Source organism: Pseudomonas sp. MS01C9, from assembly GCF_058202755.1.
In genome coordinates, this window is the sequence record NZ_CM177073.1 from 5,674,112 (window position 1) to 5,688,858 (window position 14,747).

Annotated in this window: 19 protein-coding genes; 14 read left to right on the forward strand and 5 right to left on the reverse strand. The window is 61.9% G+C overall.

Translation table 11 applies throughout. The features are described from left to right. Positions 1–126 precede the first annotated feature (126 nt). The 7 genes from AC1M7R_RS25545 to AC1M7R_RS25575 all read left to right on the forward strand — a co-directional run bounded on the left by AC1M7R_RS25545 (position 127) and on the right by AC1M7R_RS25575 (position 5,635). Positions 127–573: a PAS domain S-box protein gene (locus AC1M7R_RS25545; RefSeq protein WP_072431224.1), complete on the forward strand. Its 447-nt coding sequence runs from the start codon at positions 127–129 to the stop codon at positions 571–573. A gap of 105 nt (positions 574–678) precedes the next feature. Further along, positions 679–1,101 (forward strand): nuclear transport factor 2 family protein, encoded by a 423-nt coding sequence (locus tag AC1M7R_RS25550; RefSeq protein ID WP_072398355.1) that lies wholly within the window; start codon positions 679–681, stop codon positions 1,099–1,101. Beyond that, complete coding sequence (locus AC1M7R_RS25555) at positions 1,098–1,850, forward strand: SDR family NAD(P)-dependent oxidoreductase (protein ID WP_490610094.1); 753 nt, start codon at positions 1,098–1,100, stop codon at positions 1,848–1,850. Before AC1M7R_RS25550 ends, AC1M7R_RS25555 begins: the two co-directional genes overlap by 4 nt. 6 nt (positions 1,851–1,856) lie before the next feature. After that, positions 1,857–3,104 carry an NAD(P)/FAD-dependent oxidoreductase gene (locus AC1M7R_RS25560; protein ID WP_072398357.1) on the forward strand — a complete coding sequence of 416 codons (1,248 nt, stop codon included), beginning with the start codon at positions 1,857–1,859 and terminating at the stop codon, positions 3,102–3,104. Next, complete coding sequence (locus AC1M7R_RS25565) at positions 3,101–3,910, forward strand: DUF1365 domain-containing protein (protein WP_072431221.1); 810 nt, start codon at positions 3,101–3,103, stop codon at positions 3,908–3,910. The genes AC1M7R_RS25560 and AC1M7R_RS25565 overlap by 4 nt, the downstream gene beginning before the upstream one ends. Next, on the forward strand, positions 3,885–5,147 hold the full coding sequence (locus AC1M7R_RS25570; RefSeq protein WP_072398359.1) for an SAM-dependent methyltransferase: 1,263 nt from the start codon (positions 3,885–3,887) through the stop codon (positions 5,145–5,147). The genes AC1M7R_RS25565 and AC1M7R_RS25570 overlap by 26 nt, the downstream gene beginning before the upstream one ends. Further along, entirely contained in the window at positions 5,147–5,635 is a 489-nt protein-coding gene (locus AC1M7R_RS25575; RefSeq protein ID WP_072398408.1) for a DUF2878 domain-containing protein, read from the forward strand. Before AC1M7R_RS25570 ends, AC1M7R_RS25575 begins: the two co-directional genes overlap by 1 nt. Before the next feature lie 17 nt (positions 5,636–5,652). Here AC1M7R_RS25575 and AC1M7R_RS25580 read toward each other — a convergent pair whose 3' ends face one another. From AC1M7R_RS25580 to AC1M7R_RS25590, 3 genes are read right to left on the reverse strand one after another with little or no spacing between them, the layout of a single operon-like run. After that, positions 5,653–5,958, reverse strand: coding sequence for a DUF6482 family protein (locus AC1M7R_RS25580; RefSeq protein ID WP_072398360.1), 306 nt, complete (start codon positions 5,956–5,958; stop codon positions 5,653–5,655). Next, positions 5,955–6,491 (reverse strand): DUF3833 domain-containing protein, encoded by a 537-nt coding sequence (locus AC1M7R_RS25585; protein ID WP_072458935.1) that lies wholly within the window; start codon positions 6,489–6,491, stop codon positions 5,955–5,957. Before AC1M7R_RS25585 ends, AC1M7R_RS25580 begins: the two co-directional genes overlap by 4 nt. An 11-nt stretch (positions 6,492–6,502) precedes the next feature. Beyond that, entirely contained in the window at positions 6,503–7,033 is a 531-nt protein-coding gene (locus tag AC1M7R_RS25590) for a chalcone isomerase family protein (protein ID WP_072398362.1), read from the reverse strand. A gap of 149 nt (positions 7,034–7,182) precedes the next feature. Between AC1M7R_RS25590 and AC1M7R_RS25595 the strand changes: the two genes are divergently transcribed. Both AC1M7R_RS25595 and AC1M7R_RS25600 read left to right on the forward strand, forming a co-directional pair. Continuing rightward, positions 7,183–7,674, forward strand: a complete 492-nt coding sequence (locus AC1M7R_RS25595; protein ID WP_072398363.1) for a DUF1543 domain-containing protein — start codon at positions 7,183–7,185, stop codon at positions 7,672–7,674. Between the two features lie 225 nt (positions 7,675–7,899). Next, complete coding sequence (locus AC1M7R_RS25600; protein ID WP_072398364.1) at positions 7,900–9,195, forward strand: OprD family porin; 1,296 nt, start codon at positions 7,900–7,902, stop codon at positions 9,193–9,195. A 10-nt stretch (positions 9,196–9,205) separates the two neighbouring features. Here AC1M7R_RS25600 and AC1M7R_RS25605 read toward each other — a convergent pair whose 3' ends face one another. Further along, positions 9,206–10,120 carry an alpha/beta fold hydrolase gene (locus tag AC1M7R_RS25605; RefSeq protein ID WP_490610095.1) on the reverse strand — a complete coding sequence of 305 codons (915 nt, stop codon included), beginning with the start codon at positions 10,118–10,120 and terminating at the stop codon, positions 9,206–9,208. 84 nt (positions 10,121–10,204) lie between these two features. Here AC1M7R_RS25605 and AC1M7R_RS25610 point away from each other — a divergent pair, with 84 nt between their 5' ends. The 5 genes from AC1M7R_RS25610 (at position 10,205) to AC1M7R_RS25630 (ending at position 13,140) form a co-directional block, all read left to right on the forward strand. Continuing rightward, the gene (locus AC1M7R_RS25610; protein WP_072398365.1) at positions 10,205–10,582 is read left to right on the forward strand and encodes a MerR family transcriptional regulator; all 378 of its coding nucleotides are present in this window, start codon (positions 10,205–10,207) and stop codon (positions 10,580–10,582) included. A gap of 110 nt (positions 10,583–10,692) precedes the next feature. Beyond that, the gene (locus AC1M7R_RS25615; protein ID WP_072431217.1) at positions 10,693–11,370 is read left to right on the forward strand and encodes an HD domain-containing protein; all 678 of its coding nucleotides are present in this window, start codon (positions 10,693–10,695) and stop codon (positions 11,368–11,370) included. An 86-nt stretch (positions 11,371–11,456) separates the two neighbouring features. Continuing rightward, entirely contained in the window at positions 11,457–11,759 is a 303-nt protein-coding gene (locus AC1M7R_RS25620) for an ArsR/SmtB family transcription factor (RefSeq protein ID WP_072398367.1), read from the forward strand. Between the two features lie 65 nt (positions 11,760–11,824). After that, positions 11,825–12,799: a zinc-dependent alcohol dehydrogenase family protein gene (locus AC1M7R_RS25625; protein WP_072431216.1), complete on the forward strand. Its 975-nt coding sequence runs from the start codon at positions 11,825–11,827 to the stop codon at positions 12,797–12,799. Positions 12,800–12,840: 41 nt separating this feature from the next. Then, the gene (locus tag AC1M7R_RS25630) at positions 12,841–13,140 is read left to right on the forward strand and encodes an antibiotic biosynthesis monooxygenase family protein (RefSeq protein ID WP_072398369.1); all 300 of its coding nucleotides are present in this window, start codon (positions 12,841–12,843) and stop codon (positions 13,138–13,140) included. A 90-nt stretch (positions 13,141–13,230) separates the two neighbouring features. Here the strand turns inward: AC1M7R_RS25630 and AC1M7R_RS25635 are convergent, their stop codons facing one another. Continuing rightward, entirely contained in the window at positions 13,231–14,670 is a 1,440-nt protein-coding gene (locus AC1M7R_RS25635) for an HD domain-containing phosphohydrolase (protein ID WP_072398370.1), read from the reverse strand. Positions 14,671–14,747 lie beyond the last annotated feature (77 nt).

Below are 14,747 nucleotides of genomic sequence, written 5' to 3' on the forward strand. Positions count from 1 at the left end.
GTTTTCCGAAGGGTGGCACATTCTAAACCCATAGATACCTTTTGCGGCGAGCCTGCGTAGGTCATCATGTAGCGAACCGCCTCGGCGCTTCGCATATAGCGCCGCATAATCCTGTAGGTGACCCCCATGATCGACGCCAAACTCCTGCAATTGATGGTCGAGCACTCCAACGATGGCATCGTCGTCGCCGAGCAGGAGGGCCACGAGAGCATCCTCATCTACACCAACCCTGCCTTCGAGCGCCTCACCGGTTATAGCGCCGACGACATCCTCTATCAGGATTGCCGTTTTCTCCAGGGCCAGGATCATGACCAGGCGGGCATCGCGACCATCCGCCAGGCGATTCGCGAACGCCGGCCCTGCCGCCAGGTGCTGCGTAACTACCGCAAGGATGGCAGCCTGTTCTGGAACGAACTGTCCATCACGCCCGTGCACAATGAGGCGGATCAGTTGACCTATTACATCGGCATCCAGCGTGACGTCACCGCGCAGATATCGGCCGAAGAGAAGGTCCGCGAACTGGAGGCAGAAGTCGCTGAATTGCGCCGCCAACTGGACGCAGTCAAACGCTGACTCAAAATAACTGTACAAAGCCATTGACTTGTACAGATTTAGCCTTAGGCTTCAGCAATACTTGTACAGATATTCTTTCTTGTACAAGATTGCCCGGAGCCACCCATGTCAGCCTATCTGCAGCAATTCGCCGAGCGCTTCGCCAGCCTCGATGGGGATAACCTCGACACGCTGGAAAAGCTGTACAGTGAAGATGTCGTCTTCTGCGACCCCCTGCACCATATTCGCGGATTGCAGGACCTGCGGGCCTATTTCGCCCAGTTGTACGCCAACGCAGAGGATATCCGCTACCTCATCAGCGGCACGGACGAAGTGCAGCCCGGGCAGGGTTACCTGCGCTGGACCCTGCAGTTCCGCCATTCACGCCTGGCCCATGGACAACAGATCACCTTGCAGGGATGCAGTCACTTGCAGTGGCATGACCGTGTCCACTTCCACCAGGATTATTTCGACGCTGGCGCCCTGCTTTACGAACACATTCCCGTCATGGGCGGCGCAATCCGCTGGCTCAAAGGCAGGCTGGCATGAGCCGCTGTTGGCTGACCGGCGCCAGCAGCGGTATCGGTGCCGCCCTGGCGCAAAGCCTGCTGGAGCAAGGTCATCAGGTCGCACTGGGTGGTCGCTGCGCCGATCGCCTTGCTCCTTTGGCTGAACGCTTTCCGGGGCAGGTATTGCTGGCCATCGGCGATCTGAACGACCCGCAGCAGGTTGCCGGAATCGCCGCCCGGATCGAGCAGGCCTGGGGGGCGCTGGACATGGCGGTCCTCAACGCTGGCACCTGCGAGTACCTGGAGCCGGGCCAGTTCGACCCGGCCGTGGTCGAGCGTGTGTTGCGCACCAATCTGCTGGGCGTCAGCTACTGTCTGGCGGCGGCCCTCCCCTTGCTTCGCGCCGGCCAACGCCCCCACCTGGTGGTGATGGGCAGCTCCGTGACCTGGCTGGCCTTGCCCCGGGCCGGTGCCTATGGGGCCTCCAAGGCCGCGGTGCGCTATCTGGTGGAGTCACAGCGCATCGACCTGGCCCGCGAGGGCATCGACGTTACCCTGGTCAGCCCCGGCTTCGTCGACACGCCGCTGACGCGTCGCAACGACTTCCCCATGCCCCAGCTGTGGTCGGCGCAGCGTGCCGCCACACACATCGCCCGGCGTCTGCCCAGACGCCCGTTGGAGATCAATTTCCCCGGCATTTTCACCCTGGTGCTGCGCCTGCTCGGGGCGCTGCCCGCGCGCCTGCGTCTGGCTCTCGGCCAACGCCTGGCCCGTCATGAACAGGAATAACGATCAATGCGCATAGCGATTATTGGCAGTGGCATCGCGGGCCTGACCTGTGCCCACTTGCTGTCACGCAAACACGAGGTGACGGTGTTCGAGGCCGCCGAATGGATCGGCGGCCACACCCATACCGTCGATGTGGTCTGGCGTGGTCAGCCCTATGCCATAGATACCGGCTTCATCGTATTCAACGACTGGACCTATCCGAACTTCATCCGTTTGCTCGATCAGCTCGAGGTGACCTCACAGCCGACCGAGATGAGCTTCTCTGTCCATGATCCGCTCACAGGCCTGGAATACAACGGCCACGACCTGAACACCCTGTTCGCCCAACGGCGCAATCTCGTATCCCCGGGGTTCTGGAGGATGCTGCGCGATATCCTGCGCTTCAACCGCCAGGCCCTGGCCGACCTGGACAGTCAGCGTATCGATACCGACACCACCCTGGGTGCGTACCTGCAGGCCCAAGGATACGGGCACCGCTTCATCGACCATTACATCGTGCCGATGGGGTCGGCCATCTGGTCCATGTCTCGGGCTGACATGCTCGGTTTCCCCTTGCAGTTCTTCGTGCGTTTCTGTCGCAACCACGGCTTGCTGTCGGTGAATGATCGTCCGCAATGGCGGGTTATCCAGGGCGGATCGCGTAGCTATGTAGCCCCGCTGTGCCGGCCGTTTGCCGAACGGATCCGCCTCGGTTGCAAAGTCCTGCGCGTCAGCCGTGACGAAGGAGGCGTCACTCTTGTCAGCGCCGCCGGCACCGAACGCTTCGACAACGTGGTGTTCGCCTGCCATAGCGACCAGGCCCTGGCGCTGCTGGAAGCGCCCAGCCTGCAAGAACGAGCCGTGCTGGGCGCCATCGGCTATGCCGACAACGATGTCGTGCTGCACACCGATACCCGCCTGCTGCCAAGCCGAAGCCGGGCCTGGGCCAGCTGGAACTACCGCCTCGGCGGCACCGAGCAGGCTCCGGCCGCAGTGACCTACAACATGAACATCCTGCAAGGCCTCCAGGCGCCGGAGACCTTCTGCGTGAGCCTCAACCAGACGGCGCTCGTGGATCCAGCGAAAATCATCGCCCGCTTCCAGTACGCCCATCCGCAGTACAGCCTGGCGGCCTCCGCCGCACAGGCGCGCCAGGCGGAGCTGCAGGGCCAGCAGTTCACTTATTACTGTGGCGCCTACTGGGGCAACGGTTTTCACGAAGACGGCGTGGTCAGTGCTCTGAAGGTGGCTGAGCACTTCGGAGAATCATTGTGAACAGCAGCCTTTGCCTGGGCTGGATCAGCCATCGGCGCCTGTCGCCGCGACGCCATGCTTTTCGCTACCGGACCGGCATGTTTTACCTGGACCTGGACGAGCAAACCTGGCTGCTGGGCCTGTCTCGGTGGCTGGGGCGTCGGCGCCTGGCGCCCCTGAGCTGGCGCGAGACCGACTACCTGCCGGCGCTGACCCGCCAGGGTGAATCGCTGGCCCAGGCTGCCCGCCTGCTGGTCGGTCAGGCCACGGGACAGATGCCCGAGGGCCCGGTCCGCTTGCTCACCCAACTGCGTTGCTGGGGGCTGTCGTTCAACCCGGTGAGTTTCTATTTTTGCCATGACCGGGACGGGCATCTGACGGCGATCCTGCTGGAAGTGCGCAACACCCCCTGGCATGAACGTTTTCACTATGTACTGCCGGTGCAAGACGCTCATGCGAAGTCATTCGCCATGGCCAAGGCTTTCCATGTGTCGCCGTTCATGCCGTTGGACATGGAGTATCGCCTGCGATTCGTCCTGGACGAGGAGCGCGTCCGCATCCACATGGAGAACTGGCAAGGCGCCGACAAGGTCTTCGAGGCCGACCTCGCCTTGCACCGCCAACCGCTGGAGCGAAAGGCACTGCATCGATACATCCTGGCCTTCCCCTGGATGAGCCTGCGCACCGTCTCGGCCATCTACTGGCAAGCCCTGCGCCTGTTGTTCAAACGTACCCCTATCCATGACCACACGACCCGCCGGGGCAACCTGGCGCTCGGCCAACCTTGCGAGAATCCCGATCATGTCGAATCCTACCCTGAGCGTTAGCAAGTCCGCGGGCCTGGCGCCTCTGCTCGGCGGCCTCGCGCGAACCGCTGTGCTCGCCCAACTGGGCAAACTGCGCCACGGTCATCTGCGCCTGCTCAGCCACGGACAGCAGTGGAATTTTGGCGATGCCGACAGCGCTTTGCAGGCCGAAGTGGAGGTCCTGGATGACACCGCCTGGAGCATGATCGCCGGCAATGGCTCGATCGGTGCCGGCGAGGCCTACATCCATGGCTACTGGCGCAGCCCGGACCTGGCACGGGTGACTCGCCTGTTCGTCGCCAACCTGGACGTGCTCGATGCACTGGAAGGTGGCCTGGCACGCTTCGGCCGTCCGGCCCTGCGCTTGCTGCACCGGTTGAACCGCAACAGCAAGCGCGGTTCACGACGCAATATCCTGGCCCACTACGACCTGGGCAACGCCCTGTTCGAACGGCTGCTGGATCCGACCATGATGTATTCGGCCGCCCAGTTCGAACACCCCGGGCAGCCCCTGGAACAGGCCCAGTTGAACAAACTGGAGCGCATCTGCCAGAAACTCGAATTACACCCCGGCGATCATCTGCTGGAAATCGGGTGTGGTTGGGGCAGCCTGGCGATCCACGCCGCCACCCGCCATGGCTGCCGGGTCACCACCACGACGCTTTCCGAGGCGCAGTACGCTCATACCCTGCAGCGTGTTCAGGCGTTGGGGTTGGAGGCGCGGGTGACGGTGCTGCGTGAAGATTATCGTGACCTTGAAGGAACCTTCGACAAACTCGTCTCGATCGAAATGATCGAGGCTGTCGGGCACCGCTATCTGCCGGTGTATTTCCGCCAGTGTGCGGCACTGCTCAAGCCCGATGGACTCATGCTGCTGCAAGCCATCACCATCCGCGACCAGCGCTACGCCCAGGCAAGGCGCTCGGTGGACTTCATCCAGCGCTACATTTTCCCTGGCGGCGCACTGCCCTCGCTGAGCGTGATGCTGGACACCGCCAGCCGGCACACCCCGCTCAACCTCGTGCACCTGGAGGACTTCGGCCTGGACTACGCCCGTACCCTGGAACATTGGCGCGATAACCTGCGCCATGCCCGTGCCCAGCTGACCACGCTGGGCTACGACGATACATTCCAGCGCCTGTGGGAGTTCTACCTGTGTTATTGCCAGGGCGGCTTCGAGGAGCGTGCCATCGGTGTGGCACAACTGTTGTGGGCGGCGCCCCAGGCACGGCGCGCGCCAATGTCCGGGCCAGCCTGATGCCCGGATACTGGCTGATCGGCAACGCCCTTTGGCTGCAGGCCGGCTGGTGGATCTGCGTCCTGGGCGCGCAGCGCCCCTGGCTGTTGCTATTGGTACCCCTTGGCCTGGCAGTGCACCTGTGGCTTTGCCCGGACTTGGCTGCCGAGGCCAAGGCACTGTTGCGCGTCGCACTGGCCGGCTGCGTGCTCGACAGCGTGCTGGGGGCACTGGGTGTGTTCAGCTTCGACGCCAGGCCGCTGCCCTTGTGGCTGGGGTTGCTGTGGCTGGTGCTGGCCAGCGGCTTGCGTCACAGCCTGGCCTGGGCAGGCCGGCCCATCTGGCGCGGCGCACTGCTGGGTGCCCTTGGGGGGCCATTGGCGTATCTGGGCGGCGCCAGGCTGGCGAATGTGGGCCTGCCCCTGGGAACCGTGGAAACAGCGCTGCTGTTATCCGTGGTGTGGGCATTGGTCTTTATGCTGCTGGTGCGCATCGCGGCGTGGCGCTGAGCCCCAGCATCCACCGGTTACCACTGGGTCGTCAGCGACACCGGTACCCGCAGCGGTGCAACGGGGCCATCACGCAGGCCGCACATCTCGTCATGCACCACTTGCTGCACCAGCATGCACGGCACCGCAGGCATGTCCGCCAGTAACTGGCGCAGCTCGGTGGTGGAGCGCAATCGAAGGGGTTGCCCCTGCGCATCGCTCAGGGTGATCGGCCCCGTGCCAGTAAGGGCCCGCAGGATGTAGAAACCTCCTTCCAGCGACAGCAGTTCAAGCTCTTGGACTTCCCCGGCAGTGACTCGCTCGGCGAGATTGTTCAGGTTCATGGTGTGCCCTCCGGCAGGCGGCGGAAGAACAAGGTGATCTGACCGATCTCCACGCCCAGTTTGCTCATGCTCGAGCGATTGATCAGGGTGTCCTCATCCATCAGGTACATCCAGTCATCCAGATCCACCTGCCAGTGTTCTCCGTCCACCGGCAGGTCCAATCGGTAACGCCAACGCAGGGCATTGCCGGCTACATCGCCGCGGGCCTGGCCAATCACATCCCCCGCCGTGCCGCTCCACCGGCCCGGGCCATCCGGCACCAGCGTCCAGGTGCGTTGCTGACGCGTGCCGTCGCTGTAGAGGAAATGTTCGTCGAGGATCAGCTGCTCGCCTTCCCGACGGCTGTCGATACGCACATGAAAGCGCTTGACCACCTCCCCGGAGCGCTTCTGGAACATGCCCCAGGCCTGCACCGGTCGAGAAAAGAAAGCCGCCAGGTCCAGACGTGGCTGCTCCCCGGCGTAATGCTCGACCCCGACATTGCCGCAACTGCCCAGAAACAGGCAGGCTACCAGCACAAGCGCTTTGTACATGTTCATGTTCCTCAGTCGTTGTCAGCCAGGCCAAGCAGGCGTTGACGCAGTTGTGGGTCTCGGGCCTGGGGATCCAGCCAGATGGAAAAGAACGCCCGGGCGAAGACCGGGTCGGCAATTTCCCGACTGAGCTTGCCGTCGACATAGAAGCGGCAGCCCTCTCCTGGCAGATACAGTCCCGTGATCCGCATGCCGGGGCGCACGTCCACGAACGCCGCTTCCATGGCTTCAGTCCAGGTCGTGATGTCTTGCGGGAGCACGCTACCGGAACCCAGGCGGCGCATCTCCTCGAGGCTGGCCTGCACCAGCGTGTCCCGGGACATGGATCGGTGGTAAAGCAGTTCCAGGGCGAAAGGCTGGTTCCAGTCATGTACAAGACCGACAGTCCACAACCGTGCGGTATAGAGGCGCAGGCCAAACCAGGTGAAATCACCGCCTCCCAGCCGTTGCGCCGTGGGCAATGTCGTGCGCCAGTCCGCTGCCGCCGACGACATCACCGTCAACAGCAAGCAGAGGCAGGCCCAACGAGCCGGATTTGCCATGAGGCACCTATCAGGGCGAGAGAAATACTTGTACAAGACTAGTTTCTTGTACAGATAATTTCAAACCATGTATAGGTTTTTCACGACTTTGAATAAACGCCCCATCATCCGCAGAATGTCGCGCCTTACGCGTCCCGAAGGAGTTATCCATGCTGTACATCGTCATGCTCGGTGGCCGTCATCCAAGGGCGAGCATTGAAGTACATGATGTGCTGTTCGCCCAGGCGGACTCACTGCAACAGGCGTATCCGCAACTGCGCGACGCCTGGTTCGGCAGCCCCAAGGGCCTGCACATCGACTCGTGGCTGGAGGTCGACGGCATCGACTCCTACCGTGTCGAACTCGGCCAATTGGCCCCGGGGCCCGACGATCCGAGGCTGTTTTTCATCAACCTTGGGGGCTACGAACCCGGTGTGTTTGGCGAGGCACATCGTTACCTGCTGGTGGTGGCGCAGAACAAGGCCCAGGCCAGACAACTGGGCAGGCAACGCATGCCGGCCGATTGGCTCAAGTCACACACCGACGCGGTACTCGAGGTGGACGATTGCTTGCCGGTCGACCTGGTGAATGGCCGTTACGTGCATCTGGTTCCAGGCGCTCATAAGGGGATTGGCCAACGCAGCGATTACATCCTGATCTGAGGCCCCGACGCGTTCCGCTTGAAATTAACAACGTTTAACTCACTCGCCAGAGCCCCGCAGCCAATAATCAAGCCCTCTGCGCGAGCCTTTCCCACGCCCGCATACATGGCCCGACGCCCCCTTTGAAGTCACCGAACCGGTTGTAGCATGCACACGACAGATCACGCGGTGAAAACCCGGCGCCTTTACAGCAATGAAGCTTGCACGCAACGGTGGCCACAACCCATGCACAGACTCTGGCTATCCATGGTGCTGATCGGCTCCAGCACCACGGCCCTGGCTGCCGAGCCTTCGGTGCAGGATGTCATGGCCGGCTCGACCTTCGGCGTGCTGAGCCGAAATTTCTTCCTGCAGAACGACTACCGATCCCCCTCCCCGGCGAACAAAAACTACAAACAGGAGTGGGCCCAAGGTTTCATCGCCTCGTTTTCCTCCGGTTTTACCCCCGGCACTGTCGGGTTCGGTGTAGATGCCCATGGTTTTCTCGGATTGAAACTGGATGGCGGCCGAGGGCATTCCGGAACGGGATTGCTGCCGCTGGATTCGCAAGGCCGCAGTGAGCGCGAATACTCCAGTGCCGGTGGCGCGTTGAAACTGCGCTCGTCCAGAACCACCCTGGCCTACGGTGAAATGACCGTGCAAACTCCGGTGTTCGACACCGCCGACAAACGCCTGCAACCGGAATATGCCACAGGGTTTCTGCTCGACAGTCGGGAGTTCGACGATGTGCACGTGCAGGCCGGGCGGTTCACCGCGTTCAAGAATCAGGACGCCTCCACCAGCGAAGGGGACTTCACGGGCTACGGGGCAAGCACTGACCCAGGCAGCATCAGTTTTCTCGGTACCCAATTTTTCGAAGACCAGCCCCTGGGCGGCGCCCTGTACGCTTCCGAGCTGACCGACACCTGGCGTCAGTACTACGCCAATGCACATCTGAAGCGATCCGGGTTCTTCCTGGACAGCAACGTCTACCACACCCGGGATTACGGCAACGCTACGTCCGGCAGGATCGATAACACTGCGTACAGCCTGTCGGGCAAATACACCCTTGGCGCACAGGGATTCACGCTGGCCTATCAGAAGATCCAGGGCGACACGCCATTCGACTTTGTGGGCGGCGACTCGATCTACCTTGCCAACTCCATCAAATACGCTGATTTCAACGGTGCCGGCGAACGTTCGTGGCAGGCCCGCTATGACCTTGACCTGGGCGCTTTCGGCGTCCCGGGGTTGAAATTCATGACCCGCTACGTCACCGGCCGCGGTATCGACGGCACCCATGCCCCCCAAGGTGGAGCGTATAACCCACTCGACCCGGACACCGGCCAGTTCGTCCCGCAACAAGGGGATGGCGGACGCCACTGGGAACGGGATATAGACCTGCACTACATCGTGCCCTCCGGGCCGGCCAAGGATTTGTCCATGCAGGTATCCCACGTGTCCCATCGGGCCAACAGCGCTCAGGGCGGGGATGACATCGACCGGATTTACATCGTGATCGAATACCCGTTGAAGCTGTGAGCGGCCGGCTTCATCGCCGAGCGCGCATCGCAGCGTCAACGAACGCAGACAGGTCACGATTGAACCGCCCCGCCTCTTCCAGAAAGGGAGAATGCCCCGAACTCGGGTAGAACTTGCCGAGGATGCTGGGGTTCAACGCCTTGGCACGATTGAAAGACGGTTCGGCCTGTACCAGGGCGTCACGCGCCCCATAAATCAAGAGCAACGGCTTGTGCATCGCACCCAGGCCCTTGGGGGCGTCCAGCGACATGCCATGCACGGCTTTCTGCATGTTTTCGGAAGCCATGGCCGCATTGGCCAACAAACGCTGGAAAGTATCGGCATCAGGCCGTGTGGCGAAACACAGCGCGACGAACTCACGCTCGGCATCGAGGTGGGTCTTGAGATCAGGCGACGTCATGCCGCTGTACACAGAGGGGTGCGCAACGATCTGATCAGGCTTGAGCTCAATGACGCCGGCGACGTAAACGGCGCCGGCGATCTTCTCGTCGCCATAGGCGGCCAGGTAGTTGGTCGCTACGGCAGCCCCCAGGGACCATCCCACCAAGACGGGGCGTCGGGCGCCTGATCCTGCGATCACCGCCGCCAGGTCATCGGCCCAACGTCGTCCGTCGCTGTAGGCATCGCCCTCCCCGGGTTGGCCGGAACGCCCATGCCCACGCAGGTCGTAGGTGATCAGGCGATAACGCTGAAGCTCAGGGCTCTCGACTTGTTTTTCCCAGCTCAGATGACTGCCCAGCAAGCCATGAATGAAGATGATGGGCTGACCGTTCGGGTCCCCCGCCTCTTGCACCGCGATGGACACACCGTCAGGCGCCGTCACGGTATACGGTTGCACGGCGGCCTGTGCCAGCCAGGACGCGCCCATCAGCAGCAGGCCAGCCAGCCAGCTGCGCCCGTGGTTGATGCATTTGAACGACATCATGTTCAAGCTCCTCAAGTATTGAAAGAGCACAGCCTGGACCCTGACATTAGTGTCACAGTCAAGCCGCAATGCTATCGTTCGCCCATGAACCAGATATCGCCCCCCACCGTGCTCAAGATCGGTGCCCTGGCCCGGGCCACCGGCGTCAGCGTGCGCTCGATTCGTCATTATGATCAGCATGGCCTGCTGGCCTCCACGCGAAGCGAAAATGGCTACCGGGCGTTCCCGGAAAAAGCCATCACCCAGGTGAAGCAGATCCAGCGCCTGATCGCCACGGGCTTCAGCCTGGATGAAATCCGCAGCTTTCCCGATTGCATGCTGTTGATCGAAGGAGCGAAAGCCTGCGCGGACATCACCGAGACTCAACGCAAGCGGCTGGCGAGGCTCGAACGACAGATCGATGCACTCGAAGAACAACGCCAACGCTTGCGCGCCATGCTGATTGAAAGTTCAGGAGGCTGATCGAGATCGCTCGGTTTGACCGGCGAATCAATCCTTGTATCAGGTATCGCCTCCTCTGGTTATTGCCAGCACATGCAGCTAAGCCCCTGGATTGATGGTAAGGACACGAAATGACGGCATCATCAGAAAAAAGCACCCCGTTTCCAGCCAATACACATGAAGACACCGGCGCGATGGACTTTTCGGCCTGGGCTCGTGCCTGGTCGGTGCTGGGCGTCACAGCGGCGTCGCACGAGACATACGAAGCACTCATTCGGCGCTACGACGAACCACATCGCGCTTACCACAACCGCCAGCACCTGACTGAGTGCCTGCGGGTGAGACGAGGCGTCGGCGCCAGCTGCCAGGCAGCCGCCGAGGTCGACCTCGCCCTGTGGTTCCATGATGCGATCTACGATCCACTTCGCAACGACAACGAGCTGCGCAGTGCCCAGTGGCTGGCCGAGGTCGCTCGGGATCACGGCTTGTGTGCCGAAACACAGCGCAGGCTGTACGACCTGGTCATGGTGACGCGGCACGACGCAGCCCCTGCTTCGGCAGACCAGGCAGTGCTGGTGGACACGGATCTGGCGATTCTCGGGGCGCCGCCCGAACGCTTCGAGGAGTACGACCGGCAAATCCGTCAGGAATACAGCTACGTGCCCCTGCCCCTTTACCGCCAAAAGCGGCGCCAGGTGCTGGAGGGCTTTCTGGCCCGGGGGCGGCTCTATACGACTGCCACTTACTTCGACGCGTTTGAAACACAGGCACGTGCGAACCTTGCCCACGCCATCGGCCGCCTCGACTGAAGAGCGGCATGCTTCGGCCGAGGAAAAACCGGGCGGACCAATTTTTTTCGTATTGACATATCGGTAAATCTCGATATCCTCGGCGCATGGAATTGATCGAAATATTCAAAGCCCTCTCGAACCCTACGCGTCTTCAGATCCTGAAAGGTTTGAAGGACCCCGTAAAGAACTTCCCTCCACAGGATGAAGGGGACGTTCTCACGGTCGGCGTCTGCGTCAGCAGTATCCAGGAAGGTATCGGGCTGTCGCAGTCGACGGTGTCGGGTTACCTCGCTACGTTGCAACGAGTCGGCCTGGTGGAAGTCAGGCGCATCGGCCAGTGGACGTACTACAAGCGCAATGAAGCGGCCATCGGTGCACTGGCCGAGATCATAGGGAAAGAGCTGTAGATTTTTTTGCCGCAATATATCGAGATATCTCGATATCCCTTTTTATCGATACGAGGTTTTCAACCATGAAAGCGATGATTCTCAAGGCATTCGGCGGTCCTGAATCGTTCGAGCTCTGCGAAGTACCCAAGCCCGTACCGCAAGCCGGGCAAGTGCTGGTGCGGGTCCACGCCACGTCCATCAATCCGCTGGATTACCAGGTTCGACGTGGCGACTATCCCGACCTGGTACCACTGCCGGCCATTACCGGGCACGACGTATCGGGCGTTGTCGAAGCAGTGGGGCCAGGGGTGACGGCCTTCGTTCCGGGAGACGAAGTCTGGTACACGCCACAGATATTCGAAGGCCCAGGCAGTTATGCCGAGTACCACGTCGCCGCCCAAAGCATTGTCGGTAAGAAGCCCTCCTCGCTGAGCCACCTCGAGGCGGCAAGCCTGAGCCTGGTCGGCGGGACAGTATGGGAAGCGCTGGTGGTGCGTGCGGCGCTCAGGGTCGGGGAAAGCATTCTTGTCCACGGCGGCGCGGGCGGCGTCGGTCATGTCGCGATTCAACTGGCCAAAGCCATGGGAGCCCGGGTGTTCACCACCGTACGCCAGACAAACGCCGCATTCGCCCGCAGCATGGGGGCCGACGTGACCATCGATTACGAAAAACAGGATTACGTCGACGCCGTCATGGGGGAAACGAATGGTCGCGGCGTCGATGTCGTCTTCGACACCATTGGCGGCAACACATTGTCACGCAGCTCCGACGTGCTGGCCCAGCTTGGCCGCGTCGTCACCATCGTGGACATCGCACAGCCACAAAACCTCATCCAGGCCTGGGGCAAGAACGCCAGTTATCACTTCGTGTTCACCCGGCAAAACCGCGGCAAGCTGGATGAGCTCAGTGCATTGATAACGCGCGGTCAGCTGCGGCCTCATGTCGGCGCCGTCTATTCGCTCGCCGACATTGCCCTCGCCCATGCCCGTTTGGAAACGCCCAACAACGGTCTCCAAGGAAAAATCGCGATCGCAGTGGAGCCATCGCTGATTCCTTGAGTGGGTAATTTCAATCATCAAGCCAAGCCAGAGGAAACGCCATGATCTACGAGATCGCTCGACTTCCCGTTCACAAAGAACGCATTGAAATGTTCCGAGGCGCATTTGCCGAGGTCGCCCCTTTGCTCAGCCGTGCGAAAGGTTACGGCGGCCATCTGCTCGCACAAGGGATCGAAAGTCCCGAGGTGTTCAATCTGATCGTGAGATGGCAATCACTGGAAGATCACACGCCAGGCTTCGAAGCGAGTGAAGACCATCGGTTGTTCATGATGGGCCTGGAGGAATATTTTTCCGAAGAACCGCAGGTCTACCATATCGAGGGGGGCAGCTTTGAGGGCTGACGCCATCGGTGCGTTCGTGTTCGCCAGCCGAATGGGACGATCTTCCATGGCACTTCCAGCCTGATGGAGAACTGACGCTATTGTCCGACTTCAGGAGATCAACCCCAGCGTCAATCCCTTGAGGGTCGCGGCGGCTCGGGTCGAGCATTGCAGTTTGCGAAAGATGCTCTCCATGTGTGTGCGAACCGTGCTCGGGCTGATGTCCAGCAGTCGCGCCACTTGTTTGTTACTGGCGCCGCGACTGATCTCCTGGAGCACATCACACTCGCGCGCGGTGAGTAACGACGCCTTGGGCTGATGCGCTCGACGCTCGCCACGGGCGGCGGCGATCACCGCGTCGCAGATATCCTTGTCGAACAAGCCACGGACGGCCTCCTGTTCGAGCAGCCTGGCCGCTTCCGATTCTCCATGGGCCGCCCTCCACGGCCTGGCCTCCCTCAGCGCGACCCAGGCGACGGTAGTAGCGAACAGCCGATGTTCGGCACACAGCGCATCTCCCATTACGCCTCGAAAATAACCACTGCCGTCGAGCCGCTCGTAGGCATGGGCTGCAATCTGCGCGGGCACGACCAGTTCGCTGATCGGCCTGAGCGCCTGTTGCGTCCAGTAGGGAACCAGGTGCACCCGCTCCACGGCGCCATAAGGCAGTGCCCCGGCGGTGTTCCAGAGCTGGTTGGACACTGCTGCCCGACCGAGCCCGTAGACAAGCGCGGCCTTCCCGAGCGCCGTCAGGGTGGGCTCGCTCACCCCCCACAGACGGGCTGCTTCCATCGCCAGGAGGGCCACCCGCCGCGAATGGCCCGCCAGCCAGGGTAGCTTCAAGTCGATCACATCCCCCACCAACGTCAGTGAGACAGAACGCTCGGCATGCTCACCGGCCGGGGCTTGAGAAGAATTTTCCAGCTCGGTCAGCCAATCATTGGCGTTATCCGCCAGCAACGATGCGAGCGCGGCGGGATAACGTCGATCCGACTGGTCCCGGATCCAGCGCAGGGCGGCGTCCAGGCCATGGGCTCGGCTGAGGATATCCAGGTCACCGGCCAGCACCACCTGATAAGCGACTTCCGGAATGTGCTCATGGGTCAGGCCCAGCGGCCGGCCGGTCCCATCGTAGGTTTCGAATACACGACACAAGCCTGCCTGCACCGCCTCACCCAGTTCGAGGGTCCTGGCGACTTCGCCGGATACCTCGCAGTGCACCACCGCCAACGGGGTCGCCTGGTGCACCGCGGTCATTTCCTCGCGGCTCAAGGTCAGGTCGAGCATCGCGCGGCGGCCGTCGACGTCATCGCCCAGCAGGTCGGCAAAACCTTCGGCGTTGGCGGTGCAGCCGGACCAGCGCAGCAAGGCGACCTGCTCCGCCACTGCCAGGTGCTCGCCTTCGCCGTGCGCGGCCTGCGCCAACCTCTGCGCCAACGTGGCGACGCGGCGGGAGTGCCCCAGGGGTTGTCCCATGCTGAGGTCGCCAACCTGGCCGATCGCCCGCAGCGCTCCGCTCAATGAAATGTCCAGCCGCAACGCACTATCCATGGAAAAACCTTGGGGTCGGATAAATGACCGATGCCCAGCGAGCAGGCCAGTCAGCAGAATTCGAGCACCTACACAGG